Origin of the sequence: Tunturibacter psychrotolerans (assembly GCF_040359615.1) — a bacterium.
GTDB classification, from domain to species: domain Bacteria; phylum Acidobacteriota; class Terriglobia; order Terriglobales; family Acidobacteriaceae; genus Edaphobacter; species Edaphobacter psychrotolerans.
The window spans coordinates 4,032,838-4,053,739 of the sequence record NZ_CP132942.1 but is presented as its reverse complement, the minus strand read 5'-3'; the positions used below and the strand labels follow the sequence as shown (position 1 = coordinate 4,053,739).

The 20,902-nt window shown below is 58.0% G+C and carries 27 protein-coding genes; 8 read left to right on the top strand and 19 right to left on the bottom strand.

All coding sequences use genetic code 11. The features are described 5' to 3' along the window. Positions 1-65: 65 nt before the first annotated feature. Positions 66-587, bottom strand: coding sequence for a peptidylprolyl isomerase (locus tag RBB77_RS17020; protein WP_353062932.1), 522 nt, complete (start codon positions 585-587; stop codon positions 66-68). Positions 588-666: 79 nt separating this feature from the next. Then, positions 667-1,416, bottom strand: coding sequence for a peptidylprolyl isomerase (locus tag RBB77_RS17015; protein ID WP_353062931.1), 750 nt, complete (start codon positions 1,414-1,416; stop codon positions 667-669). 249 nt (positions 1,417-1,665) lie between these two features. Here RBB77_RS17015 and RBB77_RS17010 point away from each other — a divergent pair, with 249 nt between their 5' ends. Then, the gene (locus RBB77_RS17010; RefSeq protein ID WP_183975238.1) at positions 1,666-1,965 is read left to right on the top strand and encodes a putative quinol monooxygenase; all 300 of its coding nucleotides are present in this window, start codon (positions 1,666-1,668) and stop codon (positions 1,963-1,965) included. A 9-nt stretch (positions 1,966-1,974) separates the two neighbouring features. Here RBB77_RS17010 and RBB77_RS17005 read toward each other — a convergent pair whose 3' ends face one another. Beyond that, positions 1,975-3,207, bottom strand: coding sequence for a dipeptidase (locus tag RBB77_RS17005; protein ID WP_353062930.1), 1,233 nt, complete (start codon positions 3,205-3,207; stop codon positions 1,975-1,977). Positions 3,208-3,547: 340 nt separating this feature from the next. Between RBB77_RS17005 and RBB77_RS17000 the strand changes: the two genes are divergently transcribed. Next, the gene (locus tag RBB77_RS17000; RefSeq protein WP_353062929.1) at positions 3,548-3,748 is read left to right on the top strand and encodes a hypothetical protein; all 201 of its coding nucleotides are present in this window, start codon (positions 3,548-3,550) and stop codon (positions 3,746-3,748) included. A 245-nt stretch (positions 3,749-3,993) separates the two neighbouring features. On the opposite strand, the gene fdhA is transcribed toward RBB77_RS17000, so the two are convergent. The 12 genes from fdhA to RBB77_RS16940 all read right to left on the bottom strand — a co-directional run bounded on the left by fdhA (position 3,994) and on the right by RBB77_RS16940 (position 14,031). Then, positions 3,994-5,181 carry a formaldehyde dehydrogenase, glutathione-independent gene (gene fdhA, locus RBB77_RS16995; RefSeq protein WP_353062928.1) on the bottom strand — a complete coding sequence of 396 codons (1,188 nt, stop codon included), beginning with the start codon at positions 5,179-5,181 and terminating at the stop codon, positions 3,994-3,996. A 127-nt stretch (positions 5,182-5,308) separates the two neighbouring features. Further along, on the bottom strand, positions 5,309-5,704 hold the full coding sequence (locus tag RBB77_RS16990; protein ID WP_353062927.1) for a GlcG/HbpS family heme-binding protein: 396 nt from the start codon (positions 5,702-5,704) through the stop codon (positions 5,309-5,311). 153 nt (positions 5,705-5,857) lie between these two features. After that, on the bottom strand, positions 5,858-6,325 hold the full coding sequence (locus tag RBB77_RS16985) for an energy transducer TonB (protein ID WP_353062926.1): 468 nt from the start codon (positions 6,323-6,325) through the stop codon (positions 5,858-5,860). A gap of 9 nt (positions 6,326-6,334) precedes the next feature. Beyond that, positions 6,335-7,084, bottom strand: a complete 750-nt coding sequence (gene sdhB, locus RBB77_RS16980; RefSeq protein ID WP_353062925.1) for a succinate dehydrogenase iron-sulfur subunit — start codon at positions 7,082-7,084, stop codon at positions 6,335-6,337. Positions 7,085-7,182: 98 nt separating this feature from the next. Continuing rightward, complete coding sequence (locus tag RBB77_RS16975) at positions 7,183-7,383, bottom strand: hypothetical protein (protein ID WP_183975252.1); 201 nt, start codon at positions 7,381-7,383, stop codon at positions 7,183-7,185. A 96-nt stretch (positions 7,384-7,479) separates the two neighbouring features. Further along, entirely contained in the window at positions 7,480-9,255 is a 1,776-nt protein-coding gene (gene sdhA, locus RBB77_RS16970; protein WP_353062924.1) for a succinate dehydrogenase flavoprotein subunit, read from the bottom strand. A 407-nt stretch (positions 9,256-9,662) separates the two neighbouring features. Next, positions 9,663-9,977 carry a hypothetical protein gene (locus RBB77_RS16965; protein WP_353062923.1) on the bottom strand — a complete coding sequence of 105 codons (315 nt, stop codon included), beginning with the start codon at positions 9,975-9,977 and terminating at the stop codon, positions 9,663-9,665. Between the two features lie 3 nt (positions 9,978-9,980). Continuing rightward, positions 9,981-10,784, bottom strand: coding sequence for a succinate dehydrogenase (locus RBB77_RS16960; RefSeq protein WP_353062922.1), 804 nt, complete (start codon positions 10,782-10,784; stop codon positions 9,981-9,983). Between the two features lie 162 nt (positions 10,785-10,946). Next, positions 10,947-11,336 (bottom strand): VOC family protein, encoded by a 390-nt coding sequence (locus RBB77_RS16955; protein ID WP_353062921.1) that lies wholly within the window; start codon positions 11,334-11,336, stop codon positions 10,947-10,949. A 9-nt stretch (positions 11,337-11,345) separates the two neighbouring features. Then, positions 11,346-11,978 carry a non-canonical purine NTP pyrophosphatase gene (locus RBB77_RS16950; protein WP_353062920.1) on the bottom strand — a complete coding sequence of 211 codons (633 nt, stop codon included), beginning with the start codon at positions 11,976-11,978 and terminating at the stop codon, positions 11,346-11,348. 9 nt (positions 11,979-11,987) lie between these two features. After that, the gene (locus RBB77_RS16945; RefSeq protein ID WP_353062919.1) at positions 11,988-12,536 is read right to left on the bottom strand and encodes an AAA family ATPase; all 549 of its coding nucleotides are present in this window, start codon (positions 12,534-12,536) and stop codon (positions 11,988-11,990) included. A 16-nt stretch (positions 12,537-12,552) separates the two neighbouring features. Further along, positions 12,553-14,031, bottom strand: a complete 1,479-nt coding sequence (locus RBB77_RS16940; RefSeq protein WP_353062918.1) for a hypothetical protein — start codon at positions 14,029-14,031, stop codon at positions 12,553-12,555. A 133-nt stretch (positions 14,032-14,164) separates the two neighbouring features. On the opposite strand from RBB77_RS16940, the gene RBB77_RS16935 reads away from it, so the two are divergent. Next, positions 14,165-14,305 (top strand): hypothetical protein, encoded by a 141-nt coding sequence (locus RBB77_RS16935; protein WP_353062917.1) that lies wholly within the window; start codon positions 14,165-14,167, stop codon positions 14,303-14,305. Positions 14,306-14,518: 213 nt separating this feature from the next. On the opposite strand, the gene ogt is transcribed toward RBB77_RS16935, so the two are convergent. After that, positions 14,519-15,067 carry a methylated-DNA--[protein]-cysteine S-methyltransferase gene (ogt, locus tag RBB77_RS16930; RefSeq protein WP_353062916.1) on the bottom strand — a complete coding sequence of 183 codons (549 nt, stop codon included), beginning with the start codon at positions 15,065-15,067 and terminating at the stop codon, positions 14,519-14,521. A 322-nt stretch (positions 15,068-15,389) separates the two neighbouring features. Between ogt and RBB77_RS16925 the strand changes: the two genes are divergently transcribed. After that, on the top strand, positions 15,390-15,779 hold the full coding sequence (locus tag RBB77_RS16925; RefSeq protein ID WP_353062915.1) for a RidA family protein: 390 nt from the start codon (positions 15,390-15,392) through the stop codon (positions 15,777-15,779). Positions 15,780-15,850: 71 nt separating this feature from the next. Here RBB77_RS16925 and RBB77_RS16920 read toward each other — a convergent pair whose 3' ends face one another. Genes RBB77_RS16920 through RBB77_RS16910 form a run of 3 tightly spaced genes read right to left on the bottom strand, consistent with a single transcriptional unit; the run spans position 15,851 to position 17,699 of the window. Then, on the bottom strand, positions 15,851-16,609 hold the full coding sequence (locus tag RBB77_RS16920) for a flagellar motor protein MotB (protein ID WP_353062914.1): 759 nt from the start codon (positions 16,607-16,609) through the stop codon (positions 15,851-15,853). After that, positions 16,606-17,391 carry a flagellar motor protein gene (locus RBB77_RS16915; RefSeq protein WP_353062913.1) on the bottom strand — a complete coding sequence of 262 codons (786 nt, stop codon included), beginning with the start codon at positions 17,389-17,391 and terminating at the stop codon, positions 16,606-16,608. Before RBB77_RS16915 ends, RBB77_RS16920 begins: the two co-directional genes overlap by 4 nt. 29 nt (positions 17,392-17,420) lie before the next feature. After that, complete coding sequence (locus tag RBB77_RS16910; protein ID WP_353062912.1) at positions 17,421-17,699, bottom strand: flagellar FlbD family protein; 279 nt, start codon at positions 17,697-17,699, stop codon at positions 17,421-17,423. 97 nt (positions 17,700-17,796) lie between these two features. Here RBB77_RS16910 and RBB77_RS16905 point away from each other — a divergent pair, with 97 nt between their 5' ends. From RBB77_RS16905 to fliS, 4 genes are all read left to right on the top strand, one after another. After that, entirely contained in the window at positions 17,797-17,931 is a 135-nt protein-coding gene (locus RBB77_RS16905; RefSeq protein WP_353062911.1) for a hypothetical protein, read from the top strand. Between the two features lie 31 nt (positions 17,932-17,962). Continuing rightward, entirely contained in the window at positions 17,963-18,802 is an 840-nt protein-coding gene (locus RBB77_RS16900) for a flagellin (protein ID WP_353062910.1), read from the top strand. Positions 18,803-18,955: 153 nt separating this feature from the next. Beyond that, positions 18,956-20,326 carry a flagellar filament capping protein FliD gene (gene fliD / locus RBB77_RS16895; protein WP_353062909.1) on the top strand — a complete coding sequence of 457 codons (1,371 nt, stop codon included), beginning with the start codon at positions 18,956-18,958 and terminating at the stop codon, positions 20,324-20,326. 9 nt (positions 20,327-20,335) lie between these two features. Then, positions 20,336-20,806: a flagellar export chaperone FliS gene (fliS, locus tag RBB77_RS16890; RefSeq protein WP_353062908.1), complete on the top strand. Its 471-nt coding sequence runs from the start codon at positions 20,336-20,338 to the stop codon at positions 20,804-20,806. Positions 20,807-20,902: the final 96 nt, after the last annotated feature.

Genomic DNA, 20,902 nt, shown 5'->3' with positions numbered 1-20,902 from the left:
CGCCGTTCATGAAAAGAAAAGGCCCGCTCGATTTGAGCGGGCCTTTTCTTTATTGCGAATGAAGCTTAGGCTACGCGTTCGATGGTGACTGACTCTAGGACGACCGGGGTCTTGGGGCGATCCATGCCGTCTTTGCTGACTTTGGAGATCTTCTCGACTACGTCGTAGCCTTCTACGACTTCGCCGAAGATGGTGTGCTTGCCGGTGAGCCAACTGGTGTCGGCGACAGTGATGAAGAACTGGCTGCCGTTGGTGTTCGGGCCGGCGTTCGCCATGGCGAGCTTGCCCTTCTCCTGGAAGCCGTGCTTTGAACCCTTGGTCTCGTCGGCGAACTTGTAGCCGGGGCCGCCCATGCCCGTGCCTTCAGGATCGCCGCCCTGAATCATGAACTGGGGGATGACGCGGTGGAAGATGGTGCCGTCGTAGAGCTTAGCGCCCTTCTTGCTGCGGCTGTTCCACTCCTTGGAGCCCTCGGCGAGACCGATGAAGTTGGCTACGGTTTCGGGGGCGTCCTTCTCGAAGAGTTCACAGACGACGGTTCCTTCACTGGTCTTGAATGTGGCGTAGGTGCCAGGTTTGTTGGGCATTTCGAAATCTCCTTGCGTAGCGGGTTGATTGCTTTGTTAGATGAGAGGCGTTTCCGTTGAGATCGCGGAGGCCTGAAGATTATTTGGGCGGCACCGCAGCGGTGGCAGGTGTCGCCGGCGTCACTGGTGGTGGAGGCATGGGTTCGCCTTCGCGCACGATGGTGACGCGATTGATTACTACCGGTGTGAGTGGCTTATCGTTGGAGTTGCGTTCGACGCGTGCGATGGAGGCGACGAGGAGGGCGGTGTGGGCGTCGCACTGGCCGAAGATGGTGTGCTTGCCGTTGAGCTGCGGAACTTCGGTCTCAGTGATGAAGAACTGCGAGCCGTTGGTGCCGCCGCCTGATGGGCCGGGGCCCGCGTTGGCCATGGCGAGGAGGCCGGGTTGGTCGAAGGTGAGTGAGGGGTCGATCTCGTCCTGGAAGAAGTAGCCGGGGTCGCCGGTGCCGTCGCCGACGCGGTCACCACCCTGGATCATGAAGTTGGGGATGACGCGGTGGAAGGTAGTGCCGTTGTAGAAGGGCTGGTGGTGCATCTTCTGAAGGGTCTTGGGGTCGGTCCAGTCTTTGCTGCCATCGGCGAGACCGATGAAGTTTGCGACGGTGATGGGGGCTTGCTTGTCGTAAAGCTTGCAGGTGAGGCGGCCCATGGTGGTATCGATGACCGCGGTGGGGCCGGTGGGGACGACGGGCGCTTTGACGTTGCTGGTGGTACTCGGAGCGTCTGGGAGGGCGTCGGCTGGAGGCGGTGGTGTCGACTGTGTTGGGGTTGACTGTGCCTGGACGGAGACGGCGAGTGCCAGGGAGAGTGCGAGAGTGCGAAGCATCATGCGGTTTGTAGCTCCAACAAACAGGTTAACGCAGACGGGCGGTGGGAGCAATGTTCCTGCCTTGCACGGCGCTCTGATAAAGATGCGTTTTTGGGTGACATCGATGAAGAGAATTTGAGTGAATTGGGGACTTTTCTGTCTCTCCATCTTCTCGGAGCGGTCTTATTTCTGTCATTTCGTTTGGAAGGAAGGAAAGCTTCGTATCCAAAACAGACTTCGCGCATCTCACTGGCTGGAGGGAATTACGAAATGGCGAAGTTTGCGCTGTATGCAGAGCTGAAAGCTAAACCCGGTAAAGAGGCGGATGTGGAAGCTTTCCTGAAGCAAGGTGCAGAGATGGCGAAGGCTGAGGCTGGGACCGTGCACTGGTATGGATTCAAGGAAGACAAAGGCGGAATCTTTGGAGTGTTTGACACTTTCAACGACGAGGCGGGACGCGATGCGCATTTGAATGGTGAGATTGCGAAGGCGCTGATGGCGAATGCTGAGACGCTGTTCTCCGAGGCTCCGAAGATTCACAAGATCAATCTGATTGCGGAGAAGGTTTAGCTGTTGCGATTATGGATTGTGATCGGAGGCAGCCTGCACTTCGCGGAAGACGCGGAGGAGGTTGCCTCCGAGTAGTTTGTGCAGGTCGTCGGCGGTGTAGCCGCGAGCCATGAGGGCAGCAGTGACTTTGGGAAGGTCGGCGGCGGAGTCGATGCCCGCAGGTGGGACAGGGATTCCGTCGAAGTCAGTGCCGATGCCGACGTGATCGATGCCAGCGATCTTGATGACGTGGTCGAAGTGATCGATGAGCGAGTTGAATGGCGCGCGGCCGATCTTTGCGGCGAACTCGCGGTCGATCTTGTCGGAGGCAGTGTAGGGGACTGGTAAGCCTTTGGCGCTGTACTCAGCTTCGAGGGCCTTTTGGGCTTGCTTGCGTTCGGGTTCCTGTGCGGCCCAGGCTTTGCGCCAGTTCTCATCGATGAATGCGGGGAAGAAGTTGACCATGACGACGCCGTTGTTCTTCTTCATGGCGAGGAGCATCTCGTCGGTCATGTTGCGTGCGGCGTGGGTGAGAGCTCGAGCTGAGGAGTGGGACGCGATGACGGGCGTGCGCGTGGTGGCGATGACATCCCAGAAGGTTTTGTCGGAGACGTGGGAGATGTCGACCATCATGCCGAGGCGGTTCATTTCGGCTACGATTTGTTTGCCGAAGGGTGTGAGGCCATTGTGGTGTTGGACTTTTTCGTCGTCGATGTCGCCGGAGGAGTCGGCCCAGTTGTTGGTGTTGGACCAGGTGAGGGTCATGTAGCGGACGCCGAGACGGTAGTAGTCGCGTAGGAGGCCGAGATCATTTTCAATGGAGTGGCCACCTTCGATGCCCATGAGGACAGCGAACTTTCCTTGTGCGTGGGTGGCGACGATGTCGTCGGCGGAGACGCAGAGGGCGAGTTTGTCAGGGTGTTTGCGGACTTGCTCGAGGGTGCCGTCGATGAGCGCGAGAGTGCGGTGAGCGCTGGCGTTGGCGGGGTATTGGTTGGGGTCGACCCAGATGGAGAAGAACTGTGCGTCGAGATTTCCTTGCTTGGCGCTCGAGTAGTTGAGCATGCCGCCGTTGAGGGGATCGGTGAAATCCCAGTGTTCATCGACGAATCGTTGGGGGGTGTCGGCGTGGGTGTCGATGACGATGGCGGATTGGTGGACGGCTTGTGGATCAGTCATTGTTTTTGTTTGGGATTTTGTCTGTGCTGGGGCGTGAAGGGTGAGGATGAGCAGGGCAGAGACGAAGATGCCGCGTTTGTGCATGTTGGGTCGCCACTCTTTCGGTCACGGATTAGCCGATTGTAGCAAGTGGATGGTTTCAGTCTGCTTATGATTTGGCGGTGTGTCTTCTTATTTTTTTTGTGCGTGGTGGAGCGTGAGTTTTGTGGGGGATTTTGAAAAAGTGGGTGATTCGTTGTGGTGTTTTTGTGGTGTGAGTGTGGTGAACTGTGTGGCTAACGTGGTGTTGTTGCACCACATTTTTGAGCGATGAAAAATGCGCCACATTTTCTGAAGTTTTTTTGTTTTTTTTGATGTTCTATGGGCTTGGGCGCAGGAGCAACCTGCGGCTGGGCGATGCCATCTGTCTAGTGAGAGGTGATGTATGGCACAGGGTATGAATTCTTCGAAGACGGGTGCACGTCCTTCCCACGAAGCTATTGAAGCAGACAGCACCGCAACAGAGGTCGGTAAGACCGATGAGCAGAAGTTGGATCATGTTGCGATGGAGAGTGCCAAACGCGCTCAAAACAGGATTCACTCGAACGAAGAGACGACACCGGGTAATTCGATTTTTTCGAAATGATGTCTTAGCAGAGCAGTAACGAGACGGTGATGCCCCGCGGGCCGGCGGGGCGTCTCCGTTTTTTTGCGTCTGGTGAGGGCGGAGAGAAATTTACATTTCCATCCATCGCGGTGAGACTGCGAGGGATGGGGCACCCGAAGCTTGGTGGTGCGCGAGCGAGAACGGTTCGCGCGTGGCGCGAATGCCCACATCTCAGAATCGAGAGATGGGGCACCCGGCCTCGTTGTTTGTTTGAGTGCGGTTCGTTATGCGAGAAGGCCGTGGGGATCGAGGACGAACTTCTTCGCTGCGCCGGAGTCGAAGGCTTTGTATCCGTCGGCTGCCTGGCTAAGAGGAATGACTGTTGCGCCGACGATCTTTGCGATGGGCAGGCGGTCGTGCAGAATTGCCTGCATGAGTTGACGGTTGTGCTTCAGCACTGGCGTCTGGCCTGTGTAGAAGCGGTGTGACTTGGCCCAGCCGAGGCCGAAGCGCATCTTAAGGTTCCCGGTTTTGCCTGCATCGTCTGCGGCTCCGGGATCTTCTGTGACATAGAGGCCGGGGATGCCAATGCCGCCTGCGGCGCGAACGATGGACATGAGGGAGTTGAGGACAGTTGCGGGGGCTTCCTGACCGTCCTTGCCCTGCGCGCGTGCTTCGAAGCCAACGGCATCAATTGCAGCGTCGACCTCTGGTTTGCCGACGACTGCGGCGATGAGTTCGCCGAGGTTATCGCTCTTTGTGAGGTCGATTGGAGTGAAGCCGACGCTTTCGGCGTGCTTGAGTCGTTCGGGGATCATGTCGCCGATCATGACGACTGCGGCACCGAGGATCTGGGCAGATGCGGCAGCGGCGAGGCCGACTGGCCCTGCACCGGCGACGTAGACGATGGAACCGACGCCGACGCCCGCTGTGACTGCACCGTGGAAGCCGGTGGGCAGAATGTCGGAGAGCATGGTGAGGTCTTTGATCTTCGCCATGGCCTGCTGCTTGTCGGGGAATTTGATGAGGTTGAAGTCGGCGTAGGGGACGAGAACGTACTCGGCCTGGCCACCGACCCATCCGCCCATGTCGACGTATCCGTAGGCTCCGCCGGCGCGGCCGGGGTTGACGTTGAGGCAGACGCCGGTCTGCTGCTCGCGGCAGGTGATGCAGCGTCCGCAGGCCACGTTGAAGGGAACGGTGACGAGATCGCCGGACTTGAGGTATTCGACGTCGGAGCCGGCCTCGATGATCTCGCCGGTAATCTCGTGGCCGAGGACCATGCCGGTGGGGGCGGTGGTGCGCCCGCGAACCATGTGCTGGTCGGAACCGCAGATGTTGGTGGAGACAACTTTCAGGATGACGCCGTGATTGATCTTTTTGCCTGCGGGATTCTGCATCTTCGGGAAATCGATGGACTGGACTTCAACCTTATTTCGTCCGAGGAAAACTACTCCGGTGTTTTCAGCCATTTGAAACCTCATTGCTTGTGCTGGGTTTAAAACTTCGCTTTTGGTGATGACGCAGTGAGTTCGATGCAAAGAAAAGGTAGCGCGATTGCCGCACTACCTTTTCGAATTTTCTGACCAATTGGGAGGTTTAGAGTGCGGCGGCGCCGGCTTCTGCGACTGCGTGATCCTGTGCGCCTGAGCCGCCGCTGACACCGATTGCGCCTACAACTTTGCCGTCCTGTTTGAGGGGGATGCCGCCGGCGAAGATCATGACTTTGCCGTCGTTGGAGGCGTGGATTCCGAAAAACTGATTGCCGGATTGGCTGTGATCGGCGAGGTCTTTGGTGGCAATGTCGAAGGCGCGGGAGGTCCAGGCCTTTTTGATGGAGATGTCGACGGAACCGAGCCAGGCGTTGTCCATACGGACGTGGGCGATGAGGTTGCCGCCGGCGTCGGCTACGGCGATGTTCATGGGCTGGCCGATTTCGGCGGCTTTCTTTTCGGCTGCGGCGATGATGCGACGGGCGTCTGCTAGTTGGATCATTTTTTCTCCTGATACGAGCATATTGGTTTGATGCTCGCGATGCGTGGAGCTTGGGTTTTTTAAAGTAGGTGGGGCGAAAATTTTACATTCCCACCCATCGCGGTGAGACTGCGATGGATGGAGCACCCGGAGATGGGCGGGTGAGCCGAAAAATTAGCCAGCTTTAAAATTGACTACGATATTGAGTTCGACACGTACCGGCTGACCGTTTTTCATGGCGGGCTTGAGCCTGTAGCTCTTCACAGCATCAATGGCACTATCCTCAAGTTTTTTCACTATCGATTCATCTGCGGGGCCATTGGCTCCTTGAATCTTGCTATCAGTGATATGAACGTTGCTTGTTGTCCCGTCCGGTTCGACATAGCATTTCAGAGTCACCTGCCCGCCAAGTTTTGCCTTCCGAGCCTCTTTGGGTAGTTTCGGTTCTGACGAATGAATCAAGACTGGCGGTGAAACGTCTTTTCCGACCTTGGTAACTTCGATCCCATCTGTCTTTGAAGTTATGGCGGGGACATTCTCCTGCGATGACTCTGATTGCGCCAGAGCCAAAAAAGGAAGAAGTGAAAATGCAGCCAGCGAGACGATCGATCTAAGCGATCGCGGCATAAAAAGATGATTCAATCGGCCGTCCTATCTAGCGAAGAGGTCTTTGACTTGTTGGATGAAGACGTCGCGGCCCATATCGGAGATGGCTTCGGTGAGGGGGAGCTGTTTGGGGCAGGCCTGGACGCAGTTTTGGGCGAAGCCGCACTCCTGGATGCCGCCGTCTCCGGCTAAAGCGCGGAGGCGTTCTTCTTTGAGGACAGAGCCGGAGGGGTCCATGTTGAAGAGCTTGGCCTGGGCGATGGTGGCGGCGCCGACGAAGTTGGTGACGTCGTTGAACTGGGGGCAGACCTCCATGCAGATGGTGCAGGAGATGCAGTTGGAGAGGGGGTAGCGTTGCTCCTGTATTTGGGGGGCCTGTTTGGGGCCGGTGCCTAGATCGTAGGTGCCGTCGATGGGGACCCAGGCTTTGACCTTCTTGAGGTTTTCAAAGAGGACGGAGCGGTCTACGGCGAGGTCGCGGACTACGGGGAACTTGCTGAGGGGAGCTAGGGTGATGGGCTGCTCGAGCTTGTCTACGAGGGCAGAGCAGGCCATGCGGGCTTTGCCGTTGATGAGCATGGCGCAGGAGCCGCAGATCTCCTCGAGGCAGTTGGAGTCGTAGGTGACGGGCGTGGTGGCGCGGCCGGAGACATCGACGGGGTTGAGCGCGATCTCGCCGAGGAGCGAGGTGATGTTCATACCCGGACGGTAGGGGACTTCGAACTTTTCGGTGATGGAGGGGGCGTCCGGGGTGGGCTGGCGCTTGATCTCGACTTTGATGGTGCTCTGTGCCATTGCGACTGCTCCTTAGGGCCTGCAGATATCCTGTGCCTTCGGCGTGGGGGTGAGCTGGAGGCGTTTGTTGCTGAGGATCGCAGTCGCTAAGGATGGAGCTAGAAGCTGCCGGTTTTGTGCAGACGTTCTTTTTCCAGTGTTGCGACTGCTATGCCCTCTTCTTTGCTGATTGGAGGTCGACCCTTGAGGGCCATGGTCCGCTCGTTGGGGTGAAGGTGCGTGGTGTAGAGATACATATACGCCATGACCAAGGCGAATATGACGGACAGCGCGATGTAGACGAGATCTATGCGTTCCATGCTCGATTAGATGGGGTTCGCGGGTTTTTGGGTAACTCGTCATAAACAAAAGCGAGAAGCAGATTCCTTCGGGAATGACAACAAGAAAAGAAAAGGCTAGGCGGTGGCGTCGTAGCGGCGGGGGCGGGGTTTGATGTGGCTGATGTCTACTTCTTCCAGTTCGAAGGCGGGGGCGTCGTTTTTGTAGCTGGCTTTGGTGGTTTTGAGGAACTTTTCGTCGTTGCGGTCGGGGAAGTCGGGTTTGTAGTGGGCTCCGCGGGACTCGTCGCGGAGACGGGCGCCCTGGACGATGACGCGGCCTAGTTGGAGCATGTTCCAGAGCTGGCGGGTGAAGGCGAAGCTGGTGTTGGCCCACTGGCTCTTGTCGGAGAGGTTGACGTTGCGGTAGCGGTCGAGGAGCTCGACGAGCTTGGCGTCGGCTTCGTCGAGGCCAGCGTTGTAGCGGATGATGGTGGCGTGCTTGGTCATGGTTTCGCCGAGTTCGCGCCAGAGCTTGAAGGGGTTTTCGGTGCCGGGGTTGTTGAGGAGGAGATTGTTGAACTCCTTCTGGCGGGCAAGCTCGGCGGCGTGGCCACCGTCGCCTTCCTGTGGTGCAAGAGCGCGGGCGTAGGCGAGGGCTTGGGGACCGGCTACGAAACCTCCGTAGATGCAGGAGAGGAGGGAGTTGGCGCCGAGGCGGTTAGCTCCGTGGATGGAGTAGTCAGCCTCTCCAGCGGCGTATACACCGGGGATGTTGGTCTGCTGGTTTGCATCGACCCAGAGGCCGCCCATGGTGTAGTGCATGCCGGGGAAGATCTTCATGGGGACTTCGCGGGGGTCGTCGCCGACGAACTTTTCGTAGATCTCGAGGATGCCTTCGAGCTTGCGGTTGAGGGTTTCCTTGTCGATGTGGGTGAGGTCGAGGTAGACCATGGGCTGGCCGTCGATGCCCATACCGTGCTCGTAGACGACTTTGAAGATGGCGCGGGTGGCGACGTCGCGGGGGACGAGGTTGCCGTACTTGGGATACCACTCTTCGAGGAAGTACCAGCGGTCGGATTCGGGGATGGATTTTGCTACGCGCTTGTCGTTCTTGTCGCGGGGGACCCAGACGCGGCCGCCTTCACCTCGGGCGGACTCGGACATGAGGCGGAGCTTATCTTCTCCGGGGATGGCGGTGGGGTGGACCTGGATGAATTCGCCGTTGGCGTAGAAGGCTCCCTGTTGATAAAGTGCTGATTGAGCTGATCCGGTGCAAACTACTGAATTGGTGGACTTTCCGAAGATTGCTCCGTTGCCTCCGGTGCAGACGATGATGGCGTCGGCGGGGAAGGTGCGGGTGTCCATGGTGCGGAGATCCATGGCGGTGATGCCGCGGCAGGCGCCCTTGGAGTCGAGGACGGCGGAGAGGAACTCCCAGCCTTCGTACTTGGTGACTTTGCCTTCGGCTTCGAAGCGGCGGACCTGCTCGTCGAGGGCGTAGAGGAGCTGCTGGCCGGTTGTTGCGCCCGCAAATGCTGTTCGGTGATACAGCGTTCCGCCGAAGCGGCGGAAGTCCAAGAGGCCTTCGGGGGTGCGGTTGAAGGGGACGCCCATGCGGTCGAGGAGGTCGATGATGGCGGGACCCTGGGCGGTCATGTTTTTGACGGGGGTCTGGTTGGCGAGGAAGTCGCCGCCGTAGATGGTGTCGTCGAAGTGCTTGAAGACGTCGTCGCCTTCGCCTTTGAGGTTCTTGGCGGCGTTGATGCCTCCCTGAGCGCAGACGGAGTGAGAGCGCTTGACGGGGACGATGGAGAAGAGGTCGACCTTGCCGCCAGCTTCGGCGATCTTGATGACGGCGGCTAGTCCGGCTAGGCCGCCGCCTACTACGATGATTCGGGGTGTTGCTGCCATGAGTTCTTCCCTTGATGAAAGATCGCTATTTATTCAGTTGCTGAAGCCAAAAAAATGTGGAAGCAATCAACAATATCAATCCAACCACGTAGACCTCGGTGAGATAACTCGATGGAAGTAATGCTCGGTGCGTCTTCAAAATCTGTATTCGTTGCCGAACCGATGGTCGGATACGGTACGAAGGCATTGCATCCATTCTTTTCAGATCGTTTGTCAATATGAACCAGGCTACGGTTACCCAAAGAACGCTGAACACTAGCAGTAAAAAACTCATTTACGTCTGTCACTTGAGCTGCTCATATTGCCGCCGGCTTCGGCGATCTTGATGACGGCGGCTAGTCCGGCTAGGCCGCCGCCTACTACGATGATTCGGGGTGTTGCTGCCATGTATTACCCTCTCGCTTTACTTAACTGTGTCCGACTAAAAAGTGACCCAAGCACATTCCGACTGCCGCCGAAACCCCTCCGATCCCGCAAAGCCAGTAACCGATCCGAAGTTGCTTATATAGCGGTCCGTCCCCTGTTTCTTTGCGGTATTTGCTGATGGGCTGATACGTATAAGCACCTTTGCCCCATGCTGCCCATGCCGGGATGCGCTGTTCTCCCGAGTGCCCGCGATTCCAATACTTCGCCATCAGATAAACAACGACATTGCTATAGATCACTCCGACAAAAAGTAAGCCCAAGCCGCCCACAGCCAACACCGCTATGAGGACATCCATAAGTCACCGTACCTCGCCCGGTTGGTCTGGGTTTGTTGAGTTTGGTGGTGGGACGGTTGGTGCGGGTAGGGCGATGCCGGTGGGTTGGGCGGGCATTACGTTGACGGGGGCGTTGGGGTACTCCCAGACGACCGCGTAGATGCTGGCGAGGCCCATGACGCAGAGGGCTAGGCCGAAGGCGGTGCAGACGTAGCCGAATTTCTTGCGGGCCTTTTCGCCGGGGGTGATGCCCCACTTGGCGGCGAAGAGCCAGATGCCGTAAGCGAAGTGCCAGGTGGTGGCGATCATCGCGATGACGTAGATGGCGAGCATCCAGGGGTTTGAAAGTTCAACCTGTACTTTATGGAAGGCGGCTCCTGGATTCTCCGGGAGGGAGATGCCGCTGAAGCGCTGCCGCCAGACGTGCTGGACGATGTAGAGGAAGGCGATGACGCCGGTGATGCGTTGGGAGACGTACATCCAGTTGCTGGCCCAGGGGTAGACGTTGACGCTGACGCGGCCGCGGAAGGCGATGAAGAGTCCGTAGATGGCGTGGAAGGCGAGGGGGATGAAGATGAAGGCCCACTCGAGGACGCGGACGAGCGGGAGGGAGTTGAGGAACTTGACCTGCTGGGCGTATGCGAGGGGGCCGTTGAGGGTCTCGAAGTTGGAGATGATGTGCTCGACGAGGAACGCGCCGATGGGGATGATGCCAGTGAGGGAGTGGAGTTTGTGCCAGAGGTAGGAGTTGCCTTCGCCTGCGCGGAGTGGCTGCACACCTTTGAGGGGCTTAGTGGCAGGAGGTGCTGGCGGGGCGGCGGTGGCCATGGGGACTCCTTGAAATCATGATGGATGCACTCACTTAAGAGATGGAAAAAGTGCAGCATCGCGATTATTCCGCCGTGGGATTGGCAGCGTCAAGGAAAGTGCCGGGATTTGTGCGGTTATCGTAATGTTTGTGCGATTTTTATTCAGGTGATCGATTACCGCTTATTCGGAGGCAGGGGTGCAGTAGAACTCGATGCGGAGACCGTTGGGGTCGTTGAGCCAGATGTAGTTCTGTTTGCCGTGGGGGTCGATGCCGATGCCGCTGTTGGGAATGCCTGCAGATTGAAGGTGGCTATGGATCTGCTCGAGGTGCTGGAGCGATTCGACACCGAAGGCGAGGTGGTTGAGGCCGACATGTTCTTTGTCGTAGGGCGTGGATGCTGGAGTGGTTGCTTTGGTGAAGAAGAGCCTGGCGGTGGTTCCGATTTTGTAGAGGAACAGGTCTTCGTTTTCGAAGACGGGTTCGCCGAAGAGGGCGCGGTAGAAGGTTTTGGATGCGGGGATGTCGCGGACGCGGAAGACGAGGTGGTCGATGGCGAGTGTTGGGAGCATGGCTTGAGTCTATCGCGGGGGGTGGGAATGGAGGCCGGAGTTCAGCTCGGAGATGAGAGCGGCGAAGGCGCGGCCGCGATGGCTGAAGGTGAGCTTGGTGGCGATGTCGAGTTCGGCCATGGTTTTGTTTTGGGCGGGGAGGTAGAAGAGGGGGTCGTAGCCGAAGCCATCGGTGTCGCGGGGGGCGGAGAGGATTTCGCCTTCGACTGCTCCATGACCGATGGCGAGGATTTTGCCGTTGCGGGCGGCGGCGAGGACGCAGTGGTAGCGGGCACTGCGCTGTGTGAGTGGGATGCCGGTGAGGTTGGTGATGAGGAGGAGGTTGTTGCGCTCGTCTGTGGTTGCGTTCGGTGGATCGGTGAAGTGGTGGTCGTCTGCGTAGCGAGCGGAGCGGACGCCGGGGGCGCAGTGGAGGGCGTCGACTTCGAGGCCGGAGTCGTCGGCGATGACGATTTCGTTGGGGGCGTGGTGGGAGTAGTAGATGGCTTTGAGGCGGGCGTTGCCTTCGAAGGTGGGCTCGTCTTCAGCGGGGGCGGGGATTTGTTTGAGGCCCGGCAACGGTGTGAGTGTGATTTCGGAAGAGGCTGTGGCGGCGAAGTCTCGGAGCTTGCCTGGGTTGGTGGTGGCGACGAAGAGATTCATCTGGCTACCTTAGCGCAGATCGAGGTGCGACTGGACGAAGTCGGCTCTCTCGTTTGGGGTAGTTGGCGGCAAGAGGATTGGATCGTAGCCGCAACGGATGTAGGCGTTCGTTGCCTGATCGAAACTGAAGAGCGCTTCATCGAAGGTTTGTTTGCGTTCGGTGTCGGTTGTGTAGATGGCGCGCCATGGCGGGGCGAGAAAGACTTTCGAGTAACGGTGGAGGGCGCAGGCTTCTTCGATGGCGTGCTGATCTTGGAGTTGAATGATATGCGCGTAGCCGAGTGTGTCGGGGAGACCGCGATCGAAGAAGGTTGGATACTGGGCGTGCTGGTGTCGGAGGAAAGATGCGATGGAGTCCCGGAGCATGAGGTTGATGTAGGTGGTGGTGTCTTGCCAGGGGAGAGCGTTGCCGCCGGATTGCATCTGTTGCTGGATGATGTGGCGCGCTACTTCGGGAACACAGGCGTAGCCGCGTGATTGGAGGACGTCGAGTAAGGTTGTTTTGCCTGCACCGGGTGCTCCGCTGATGGCGATTAGATTTTTGTTTGCTGTGTGCATGGTTCTAATGCGTCCTCTAATTGCCGGTGATTCTGAAGCGGACGAAGGCTACTACTCCGAAGGGGTGGGCGCCGTAGATGGAGATGAGGGGCGCGGGTGTGGTGTAGGTGGTGAATTGGGCGCCGGGAGCGGCAAGGAGATGTGGGGCGACGCGGTAGTCGCGGTCGTAGCCGAAGGAGTAGGCGGCTACGTGGCCGAGGGGGGATTCGGTGAAGTTGGGTGGGAGAGGGGAGCCGGGTGGGATGAGGAGTTCGTTGGAGCGGCCGGCGTTTTCGATGCGTGTCCAGACGTAGTTGCGGGTGCGGAAGTTCAGGAGGGATTCGAGAAGGTAGCTGTTTTCTTTGCTGGTGTCGGTGAGGGATTTCGTGCGGCCCCATAGGAGGGTGGTGGACCAGTTATTGGTTACTGTGGTGCCCATGTCCATGCCGGGCATGCTGGTGGTGTTGTGGTGTATGCCGAAGGGGCGGTTGTACATGATGGAGGCGGTTTGGCGTTGTTGATCCTCGTTGGGATAGAGGGCCTCGGGGCTGACGATGTGGGCGATGGAGTATTGGGTGGTGATGTTTTTTGTTGGTGCGAAGGTGATGCGGGAGGAGTAGCTGTCGACCGCGTGGCCGTTGGGGGAGGGTTGGAAGCCCCAGCGCTGCTCGGTGGGTTCGGCGCCGTGGAAGCCGGACTCTTCGAAGCGGAGCCAGCGCCAGGTGATGCCGCCGGTGAAGACGTTGAAGGCGATGTGGGTGGAGTCTTCCTGATGGTGGCCGAGGGCGGCGATGGGGTCCTCGGATGCGGAGAGGCGGTGCGGGTAAGCGGTGGGGCCGATGGCGGGGTCGCCTACGGGCGCGGCGTAGAGGCTGAGGAGGGTTTGTTTGCCGAGGCGGAGGTCGTAGAGGGCGGCGAGTTCCATGAAGAAGTCGTGCGGGTGCTGGCCGTCGATGATGGGTTTGCCGAAGGCGGTTTCGCCTTGCTGGAAGAGCTCAGGATATTGGCGGTCGGAGATGGTAGCTGGCTCGAGGGAGAGCATGGTGCGGAGGGTGAGCTGGCCGTATTGGCCGTGGTCGCCGAGTTGGCGCATGGCCATGGGCATGATCCAGTTGGTGGAGAAGAGCTTGTCGCCGCCGCGGACGACTTGGCCGGTGCAGGAGAGATTGAACTGCGTGCAGGTGTCGGGGGAGGGGCTGAGGGGATCGGATGTGGCGTGCTGTTGCGTGTCGGAGATGGAGGCGGTGCCGTGGAGCATAAGCATCCAGCCGTGATAGTCGCGCATGAGCATGGAGACGGGTGTGGATGCGGGTTCGGCGCTGGTTCCGGAGGTGGTGTGGTTGAGGATGGTGTCGATGAGGTTCGATGGCGGCTTCATCATGTTCATGTCCATCTGCATGGAGTTCGATTGCATGCCGGGCATATGGGGCATGGGGGGGTGATCTGTCTGTGACAGGGTGAGAGATGGCGTTAACAGAAACATGGGAAGCAGGGCCGCTTGCAGGATGGAGCGCATGGAGATTCCTTGTCTTGATGCGTGCGTTGTCAGAGCACAGCGTGGAGGAACGCTGTGACGCGGCTTGAGATCAAGAGGGAATCAGATACGAAGGGGAGTACTTGAACGGAGTGATGGCGGAGCGGTCCAGCGGATGACCGACGCTGTCAGCGGGGAAGAGATTTCGTTGGAAGATGCGAAGACGGTGACTGCCTGGAGTTGGAGCTGCGGCTCGACCGGTGTGGAGACGATTGCCGGCGGCTGTTGTTGTTGCGCGCTACAGCAGGCGGGCTGATCGAGGGGTGACTGCTTCGGACACTGATCGCATGAGGATCGCTTTGGTAGTGCGACTGTTACGCAGGTCGCTGCGCTGACGAGAAGGGTCAGGAGGCAGAGCAGCGTCGCGAAGAGGTGCAGAGTTTTTTGCATTCTTTGTGAGGTTTGACGAAGAAGCGAGGGCAGAGGATACGTCTGCCCCGAGAATTATTTTGCTGTTGCGATTGTATTCTCAAGTGAGTTTCAGTGGAAGGTGTGCGGCTCGGTGTTTGTTTTCATGCTCCAGAAGCCAGCGTTTGCGCTCGATGCCTCCGCCGTAACCTGTGAGGGAGCCGTTGGATCCGATGACGCGGTGACACGGCACGACGACTCCAATCGGATTGGAGCCGTTGGCGAGACCGACTGCTCTGACGGCGTTGGGTCTGCCGATTTGTATGGCCAGCTTTCCGTAAGAGACGGTTGTGCCGTGCGGGATCTCTCGTAGCGCGCGCCATACCTCACGCTGGAAGGGCGTGCCAGCAGTTCGTACGGGGAGCTCGTTTATCGCAGAAAGCTCTCCTTCAAAATAACGCTTCATCACATCGGATAAGCCAGATGGATTGTTGGATGGTTCAAGCTCGAATCCGTTGCGGCCGTAGTGAAGCCGTAGGGACTTTTGCAGGCGCTCTTCATGATCTGTCCATTCAACGGCGCGTAGGTTTCCGTCATGATCGGCTACGATGATCATCTCGCCGATCGGTGTGTCGAATCGATCTGTCAGGAGATTAAGAGGCTCAGGCATGTTGTCCTCGATTTGAAGAATTTTGGTTAGGTCCTGGTGCGCCGACCTGGTTGTCAGGCGAAGTAATCCGATGGACGAATAGCACTCATCCTGTCTCGTTATCGTGCGATTCCGTGAATGAAGTTTCTCATGGCGAGCGGCCGATAAACTCGCGGTTTTCGGACGCAATCATTGCCTGTCATCCGTCGCTCTCGTCGGCGGAAATCGTGCGAGCGCGGCCGTTCGACTTGCTTGAGTGTCAGGTCAGGTGTAGGTTCACGAACGCGGGGCTTACTTCACTCGCACGCCTCTTTACGGAAGGCGAGATCATCGAGGATAACTAATGAAGAACATCATTCACGATATCGGAGTAGCGAGCCAGATTGGGAAATATAGCGATGCCGTGGAGGCTCCTTCTACGAGCCGGCTTCTGTTTCTTTCAGGCACGCCTGGTCTGACGAGCGATGGACATCTGCCAGAGAGCTTTGAGGGGCAGGCGGAGCAGGCCTGGAGAAATATCCTGGCGTTGCTTGAACGTGCCGCTATGGGACCTGAGCATTTGGTTAAGATATCTCAGTATCTGATTCGGCCCGAGGACATCTCTCGGTATCCGCCGATTCGTGCCAAGTGGCTGGGTGATCATCGACCGGCATCGATGCTGGTCGTTATTCCTGCGCTTGTGCGTCCGGATTTTCTCATTGAGATCGAAGCGTTTGCTGTAGCTCCAAGGTAGAGGAGATCAGTTTTGATTTCGCGCTTGAAATATTTTTTTAGGGCGATCTTTTGTCGCCTACTCGAAGCGGGTTATTGAGAACCTGCAGGGTGTCGCAAAAGGATAATGTCGACGCGGCGATTTTGGGTGCGGCCGTCCTCGGTGGCGTTGCTGGCGACGGGATGAAACTCCGCGTAACCTGCTGCGGCGAGATTGGCTGGGTCCATTGGACCGTGTTCCAGGAGCAGGCGCGCGATGGCGGTGGATCGGGCGGTGGAAAGCTCCCAGTTGCTGGCGAACTGTGCGGTGTGGATGGGTACGTTGTCGGTGTGGCCTTCGACGCGGAGAGGGCCTGCGGGCAAGGTAGTAGCGAGGATCGAGATCATGGGGATCGATGCTGGACGAACCTCGGCTGAGCCGGAGGGGAAGAAGCCGGCTTCGTGAAGGGAGATGACGAGACCGTCGGGAGTGATGCGCATGGCGATGCCGCCGGGAGGGATGCCACCGGCGGCGACCTGCTCGTCGATGAGTTTGCGCAGGCGGGCTTCGGTCTCCTCCAGGCTTTCCGTGCTGGCGGAGGGCAGAGGGCGCACGATCGGCGAGGGGATTGAGTTGGTGATAGCTGAGGTATTAATATCGGTGAGCGGCGGAGTCTTCGAGTGGGCGTCGAAGGTACCGAGAGGAGTGAATGCGGTCTGCATGGCTTCAGAGAGCTTAAGTTGCTTCTTCTTATCCGATTGGCTGGACGCGAACAAGACGACGAAGAAGGCGAAGAGCAGAGTGATGAAGTCTGCGTAGGAGACCAGCCAGCGTTCGTGATTGACGTGCTCGGGATGTTTTTTCTTGCTCATGCTCTCGCCTCAGTGGCTTTCCCAGACTTCGGAGGGTGCGACTCGAAGAGATAGGTGCGGAGCTTGGTTTCGATCATTCGCGGATTCATGCCTTCGAGGATGGAGATGACTCCTTCGAGCATCATCTCCTTGATCATCTGCTCTTCACGGTGACGGAATTTGAGCTTGCCAGCGGCGGGGAGGCAGATCAGATTGGCCATGGCGACGCCGTAGATGGTGGCGACGAAGGCGACGGCGATGCCACGGCCTACCTCGTCGATGTTGGAGAGGTTCTTCATGACTTGGATGAGTCCGAGGACCGCGCCGATGATGCCAACCGTAGGAGAGTAGCCGCCGGCGGCTTCAAAGACAGCGGGGATTTTTTCTTCTATCTCGGATTTGTTGTCGAGCTCGAGTTGCATGATCTTGCGGACCTCTGCGGGTTCGGTGCCGTCGACGGCGAGCATGAGAGCCTGACGAAGGAAAGGATCAGAGACGGAAGGTAGATCTGCATCGAGGGAGACGATGCCGCTTCGGCGGGCTTTGTTGGCGAAGGTGACGATCTGGGCGAGGGTCGCTTCGCCGTTTGAGCCCTTGTGGAGGAACACCTTCAGCGCGGCCTTGAGGGCGGCGAGGAAGATGTTCATTGGGAATTGGAGCATGACGGCGCCGACGGTGCCGCCGATGACGATCATGGCCGCGGTGGGCTGGGTGATCTGGGCGATGCTGCCGCCTTCAACCATCATGCCGGCGAGAATGCCGATGAGGGCGAGAGCGATGCCGCCGATGCTGGCGAAGTCCATGGGTCTCCTCTTCCGAAGGTTTCGGGTGGCTATTCCTGCGAAGCTTTACGGTCGTGATTGCGAGCGATCTGGTCGGCGTCGTGGACGGACTTTGCGATAAGTGCCTGTGCGGCCTCGGGCCAGGCCTTGCGTAGAATTGCGGCTCGGAACTCGAGAGTGAGTTGCGAGACTTCGCTGCACGGCTCGAGGACGATGAGCTTTTCGCCGGTAATTAAGGTAAGGACGGTGTCGGGTGCGGCTTCTGCATATTTGATGAGGTCGCAGTTTACGGCGAGAGGACTACCGTTGAGGCGTGTCAGTTGGATCATGTGTGTGAGGACTCCTCCCGGATCTTTCATCGGCAGGGAAGTTGCGGCCAATAGGAAGAAGGAGGCAGGTGACTGTGACGATGGAGCGAAATGAGATTTGCGTAAAGTCAACGCGGGGGACGCCGATGAGGTGGGAGAACGCGGAGCCTACCGCACGGTGAACCGGATCTCACAACTGCTCTTTGCAGCGGTGAGTTCGCCGGTCGGACACCCGGGGCTGGCGTCGCGGTAACTCAAACCGAGCAGTATAGGAGCGTTTCCACATGTCCTTAGGTGTTCTTACAAACGTTGCAGCGATTAACGCAGAAAACAGTCTCAACTCGACCCAGAACAGCCTAAATACTGTTCTCGAACAACTGTCTTCGGGTTCGCGCATCAACAGCGGCGCCGATGATGCCGCCGGTCTTTCGATCGTAGATGGTCTCGCGGCCAATCAGGCGGCGTTGACTCAGTCCGCGCAGAATGCACAGAATGGTGTTGGCTTGCTGCAGACCGCTGATGGCGCTCTGTCGCAGGTTACCAGCCTGCTGGACCGCGCGGTCACCCTGGCGACGGAGGCTTCGAACGGTGGATTGACGGCCGCTCAGGCGACTGCCGCCGATACTGAGTTTCAGAGCATCATTACCCAGATCGGCAGCATCGGCAGCACGACGAACTTCAACAGCACGGGCGTCTTCAACCAGGCAGCGGGAACGTCGTTCGTTCTTACCGATGGAACGGCTGCTGGACTCACAACGATCACGTCTGCTGCAACTGCACTTACTACCACGAGTATCGGTGGTGTGACCTTTGCTCCTGCCGCCGACACACTTACTACCACCGCCTTGGCTGGGACGACACTGATCGATGTCACCAACGCAATCTCCGGTATTTCGGCAGAGCGTGGTGCGATTGGTGCCAACATCAACCAACTGAATGCTGCCTCGAACGTGGCCAGCACGGAGAGCGTCAACCTGTCGGCTGCACAGAGCTCCATTCAGGCGACGAACTTTGGCCAGGCGACAAGCGACCTAGCGAAGTTTCAGGTGTTGGACCAGACCGGTATCAGCGCCCTTGCTCAGGCGAACAGCACACAGCAGGAGATTCTGAAGCTGCTGCAGTAAGACTCAGGTTGAGGTGATGGCGGTCAGGATGACGATGTCCTGGCTGCCATTGTTTCATCGTTTAAAGAAACATTGGTTTTTTCTAAGAAAGAAGCAGACGTGATTGGCTGCTTGATTGCATTCTGCCGTGAGGAAATGACTGCTGGAGGATAAATGGGCACAGTTGGATTGAGTTTCGGATCGCCGACGAGTGGGCAGGGGTTTGACGTCGCATCCACAGTGGCGCAGATTCAGGCAGCGTCGTCGGCGATTGAAAATCCCTGGAACAGCCAGTTGACTACACTGCAAGCGCAGGACACCGTTTTTACTTCGTTGGGAACCGATCTTTCCACGCTGACAAGCAGTATCCAGGCGTTGACCGACTTTGAGGGCGTCTTCTCGGAGAAGGAGGGATCGAGCTCCAACACCAATACCGTCGCGCTTACCAGTGCTGCCACAACCGCTACGGCTGGCAGTCATACAATTCTCGTGGGTCAGCTTGCAACGACATCGTCCTCGGTGTCGGGCACGATTGCCAATGCCAACGATACGCTCTCGGGAAGCGTGGTGATTTCGGTAGATGGCAAGAGCCAACCGCCGATATCGGCAGATGGCGACACACTCTCTCAGTTGGCGGCTGCGATCAATTCGGCGGGCGTAGGTGTTGCGGCCTCCGTTCTGACGGACACGAATGGTTCGCGACTCTCGCTGGTCAGTTCGACCAGTGGCGCGGCTGGACAGTTGGATCTGTCGGCGAGTTCTCTGAGCGATTCAGGGAATAGCCTTGGTTTTACTACCCAGGCGGGAACCGATGGCAGTATCACGGTGGATGGGGCGACGCTCGACGTTAGTTCGAATACGGTGACGGATGCGATTCCTGGCGTCACACTGCAACTGCTGGCCAAGAGCACAGGCACTGCGCCGGTGCAGATAGAGATCACCAACGACAATACGGATGCAGAGACGGCCGTTAATAACTTTGTTCAGGCCTATAACAAGGTGGCGAATGATTTAACCGCGCAGGCGGGGAATGATGCCAGTGGTAATCCTGCGCCGCTTTCAGGAACTACGCTGCTCTCTCAACTCCAGACCGCGTTATCGGGAGCGCTCTTCAGTGGGAAAGGCAGCGGCTCGATCAACAGCCTGGATCAGCTTGGAATCGAGGTGGAGAGCGGCACCAGCGGAACGCTTACCTTGAATAGCGATACGCTCGACAACGCGCTCAATAGCAACTTTGCGGATGTGACCGGCTTCTTCCAGAATGCGGGAAGCTTTGGGCAGAACTTTGCGAGTACGCTCAATAACCTTGGAACCCAGGCGCCGGACGGAGCGATCTTTCTAGCACAGCAGCAGAACAGCAGCGAGGAGTCAGCGCTAAAGTCCGACATTACCAACGAGAATGCCTTACTGGCAACGCAGAAGACCCAGTTGACCACGGAGCTGAACCAGGCCAACCAGATATTGCAGTCTATTCCAAGCCAGTTGGACGAGGTCAACTCCATCTTCGATTCGATCACGGGCTTTAACCCAAACCAACAAGAATAGGGACAAGCAATGAGTGAGACAAGCTATCAGCAGCAGGCCTTGGCGGGCGCGACGGGAGTAGAACTTATTATCGCGCTCTACGATGGGGCAATTCGCTTTCTCTACCGTGCGATGCAGTGCGTGGAAGAAGAAGATGTTCGCGGACGACGGATTGCAGTGAAGAAGGTCATTGATATTTTGACCTATCTTCAGGCGCGGTTGCGCCCGGATCTTGGTGGACCGGTCGCAGCTTCGCTGGCGGACTTCTATGCGACGATGTTCACGATGACGCTGGAGGCTTCGCACCTTGAGTCTAAGGAGCAGTTTGAAGAGGTGATTGGATTTGTTCGGAATGTTCGGGAGGCGTGGGTTGTGGTGGCACGCGATCCTGAAGCGGGGAGGGTGCTGCCGAGAGAACTGCGGACACGGGAGGAGAGGTTTGTGCCGCAGGCTGAGGTGTATGCGCCTGTTGGTGAGGCGGCTTCGAGTTGGTCGGCTTAGTCTTGTTAGCAGGTCAGCAGGTCAGCAGGTCAGCAGGTCAGCAGGTCAGCAGGTCAGCAGGTCAGCGATAAGCCTGACGAGCAGACGAATCGTGTT

Excerpts from the sequence above, each read along its gene's own strand:
- fdhA (WP_353062928.1), bottom strand. The coding sequence starts at position 5,181 with ATGGCTGAAAACACCGGAGTAGTTTTCCTCGGACGAAATAAGGTTGAA.
- RBB77_RS16960 (WP_353062922.1), bottom strand. The coding sequence starts at position 10,784 with ATGGCCACCGCCGCCCCGCCAGCACCTCCTGCCACTAAGCCCCTCAAA.
- RBB77_RS17000 (WP_353062929.1), top strand. The coding sequence starts at position 3,548 with ATGGCACAGGGTATGAATTCTTCGAAGACGGGTGCACGTCCTTCCCAC.
- RBB77_RS16955 (WP_353062921.1), bottom strand. The coding sequence starts at position 11,336 with ATGCTCCCAACACTCGCCATCGACCACCTCGTCTTCCGCGTCCGCGAC.
- RBB77_RS16965 (WP_353062923.1), bottom strand. The coding sequence starts at position 9,977 with ATGGATGTCCTCATAGCGGTGTTGGCTGTGGGCGGCTTGGGCTTACTT.
- RBB77_RS16990 (WP_353062927.1), bottom strand. The coding sequence starts at position 5,704 with ATGATCCAACTAGCAGACGCCCGTCGCATCATCGCCGCAGCCGAAAAG.
- sdhA (WP_353062924.1), bottom strand. The coding sequence starts at position 9,255 with ATGGCAGCAACACCCCGAATCATCGTAGTAGGCGGCGGCCTAGCCGGA.
- RBB77_RS16975 (WP_183975252.1), bottom strand. The coding sequence starts at position 7,383 with ATGGAACGCATAGATCTCGTCTACATCGCGCTGTCCGTCATATTCGCC.
- fliS (WP_353062908.1), top strand. The coding sequence starts at position 20,336 with ATGAGTGAGACAAGCTATCAGCAGCAGGCCTTGGCGGGCGCGACGGGA.
- RBB77_RS16950 (WP_353062920.1), bottom strand. The coding sequence starts at position 11,978 with ATGAATCTCTTCGTCGCCACCACCAACCCAGGCAAGCTCCGAGACTTC.
- fliD (WP_353062909.1), top strand. The coding sequence starts at position 18,956 with ATGGGCACAGTTGGATTGAGTTTCGGATCGCCGACGAGTGGGCAGGGG.
- RBB77_RS16910 (WP_353062912.1), bottom strand. The coding sequence starts at position 17,699 with ATGATCCAACTGACACGCCTCAACGGTAGTCCTCTCGCCGTAAACTGC.
- RBB77_RS17020 (WP_353062932.1), bottom strand. The coding sequence starts at position 587 with ATGCCCAACAAACCTGGCACCTACGCCACATTCAAGACCAGTGAAGGA.
- RBB77_RS17005 (WP_353062930.1), bottom strand. The coding sequence starts at position 3,207 with ATGCACAAACGCGGCATCTTCGTCTCTGCCCTGCTCATCCTCACCCTT.
- RBB77_RS16925 (WP_353062915.1), top strand. The coding sequence starts at position 15,390 with ATGAAGAACATCATTCACGATATCGGAGTAGCGAGCCAGATTGGGAAA.
- ogt (WP_353062916.1), bottom strand. The coding sequence starts at position 15,067 with ATGCCTGAGCCTCTTAATCTCCTGACAGATCGATTCGACACACCGATC.
- RBB77_RS16940 (WP_353062918.1), bottom strand. The coding sequence starts at position 14,031 with ATGCGCTCCATCCTGCAAGCGGCCCTGCTTCCCATGTTTCTGTTAACG.
- RBB77_RS17015 (WP_353062931.1), bottom strand. The coding sequence starts at position 1,416 with ATGATGCTTCGCACTCTCGCACTCTCCCTGGCACTCGCCGTCTCCGTC.
- RBB77_RS16915 (WP_353062913.1), bottom strand. The coding sequence starts at position 17,391 with ATGGACTTCGCCAGCATCGGCGGCATCGCTCTCGCCCTCATCGGCATT.
- RBB77_RS16900 (WP_353062910.1), top strand. The coding sequence starts at position 17,963 with ATGTCCTTAGGTGTTCTTACAAACGTTGCAGCGATTAACGCAGAAAAC.
- RBB77_RS16945 (WP_353062919.1), bottom strand. The coding sequence starts at position 12,536 with ATGCACACAGCAAACAAAAATCTAATCGCCATCAGCGGAGCACCCGGT.
- sdhB (WP_353062925.1), bottom strand. The coding sequence starts at position 7,084 with ATGGCACAGAGCACCATCAAAGTCGAGATCAAGCGCCAGCCCACCCCG.
- RBB77_RS16920 (WP_353062914.1), bottom strand. The coding sequence starts at position 16,609 with ATGAGCAAGAAAAAACATCCCGAGCACGTCAATCACGAACGCTGGCTG.
- RBB77_RS17010 (WP_183975238.1), top strand. The coding sequence starts at position 1,666 with ATGGCGAAGTTTGCGCTGTATGCAGAGCTGAAAGCTAAACCCGGTAAA.
- RBB77_RS16935 (WP_353062917.1), top strand. The coding sequence starts at position 14,165 with ATGACCGACGCTGTCAGCGGGGAAGAGATTTCGTTGGAAGATGCGAAG.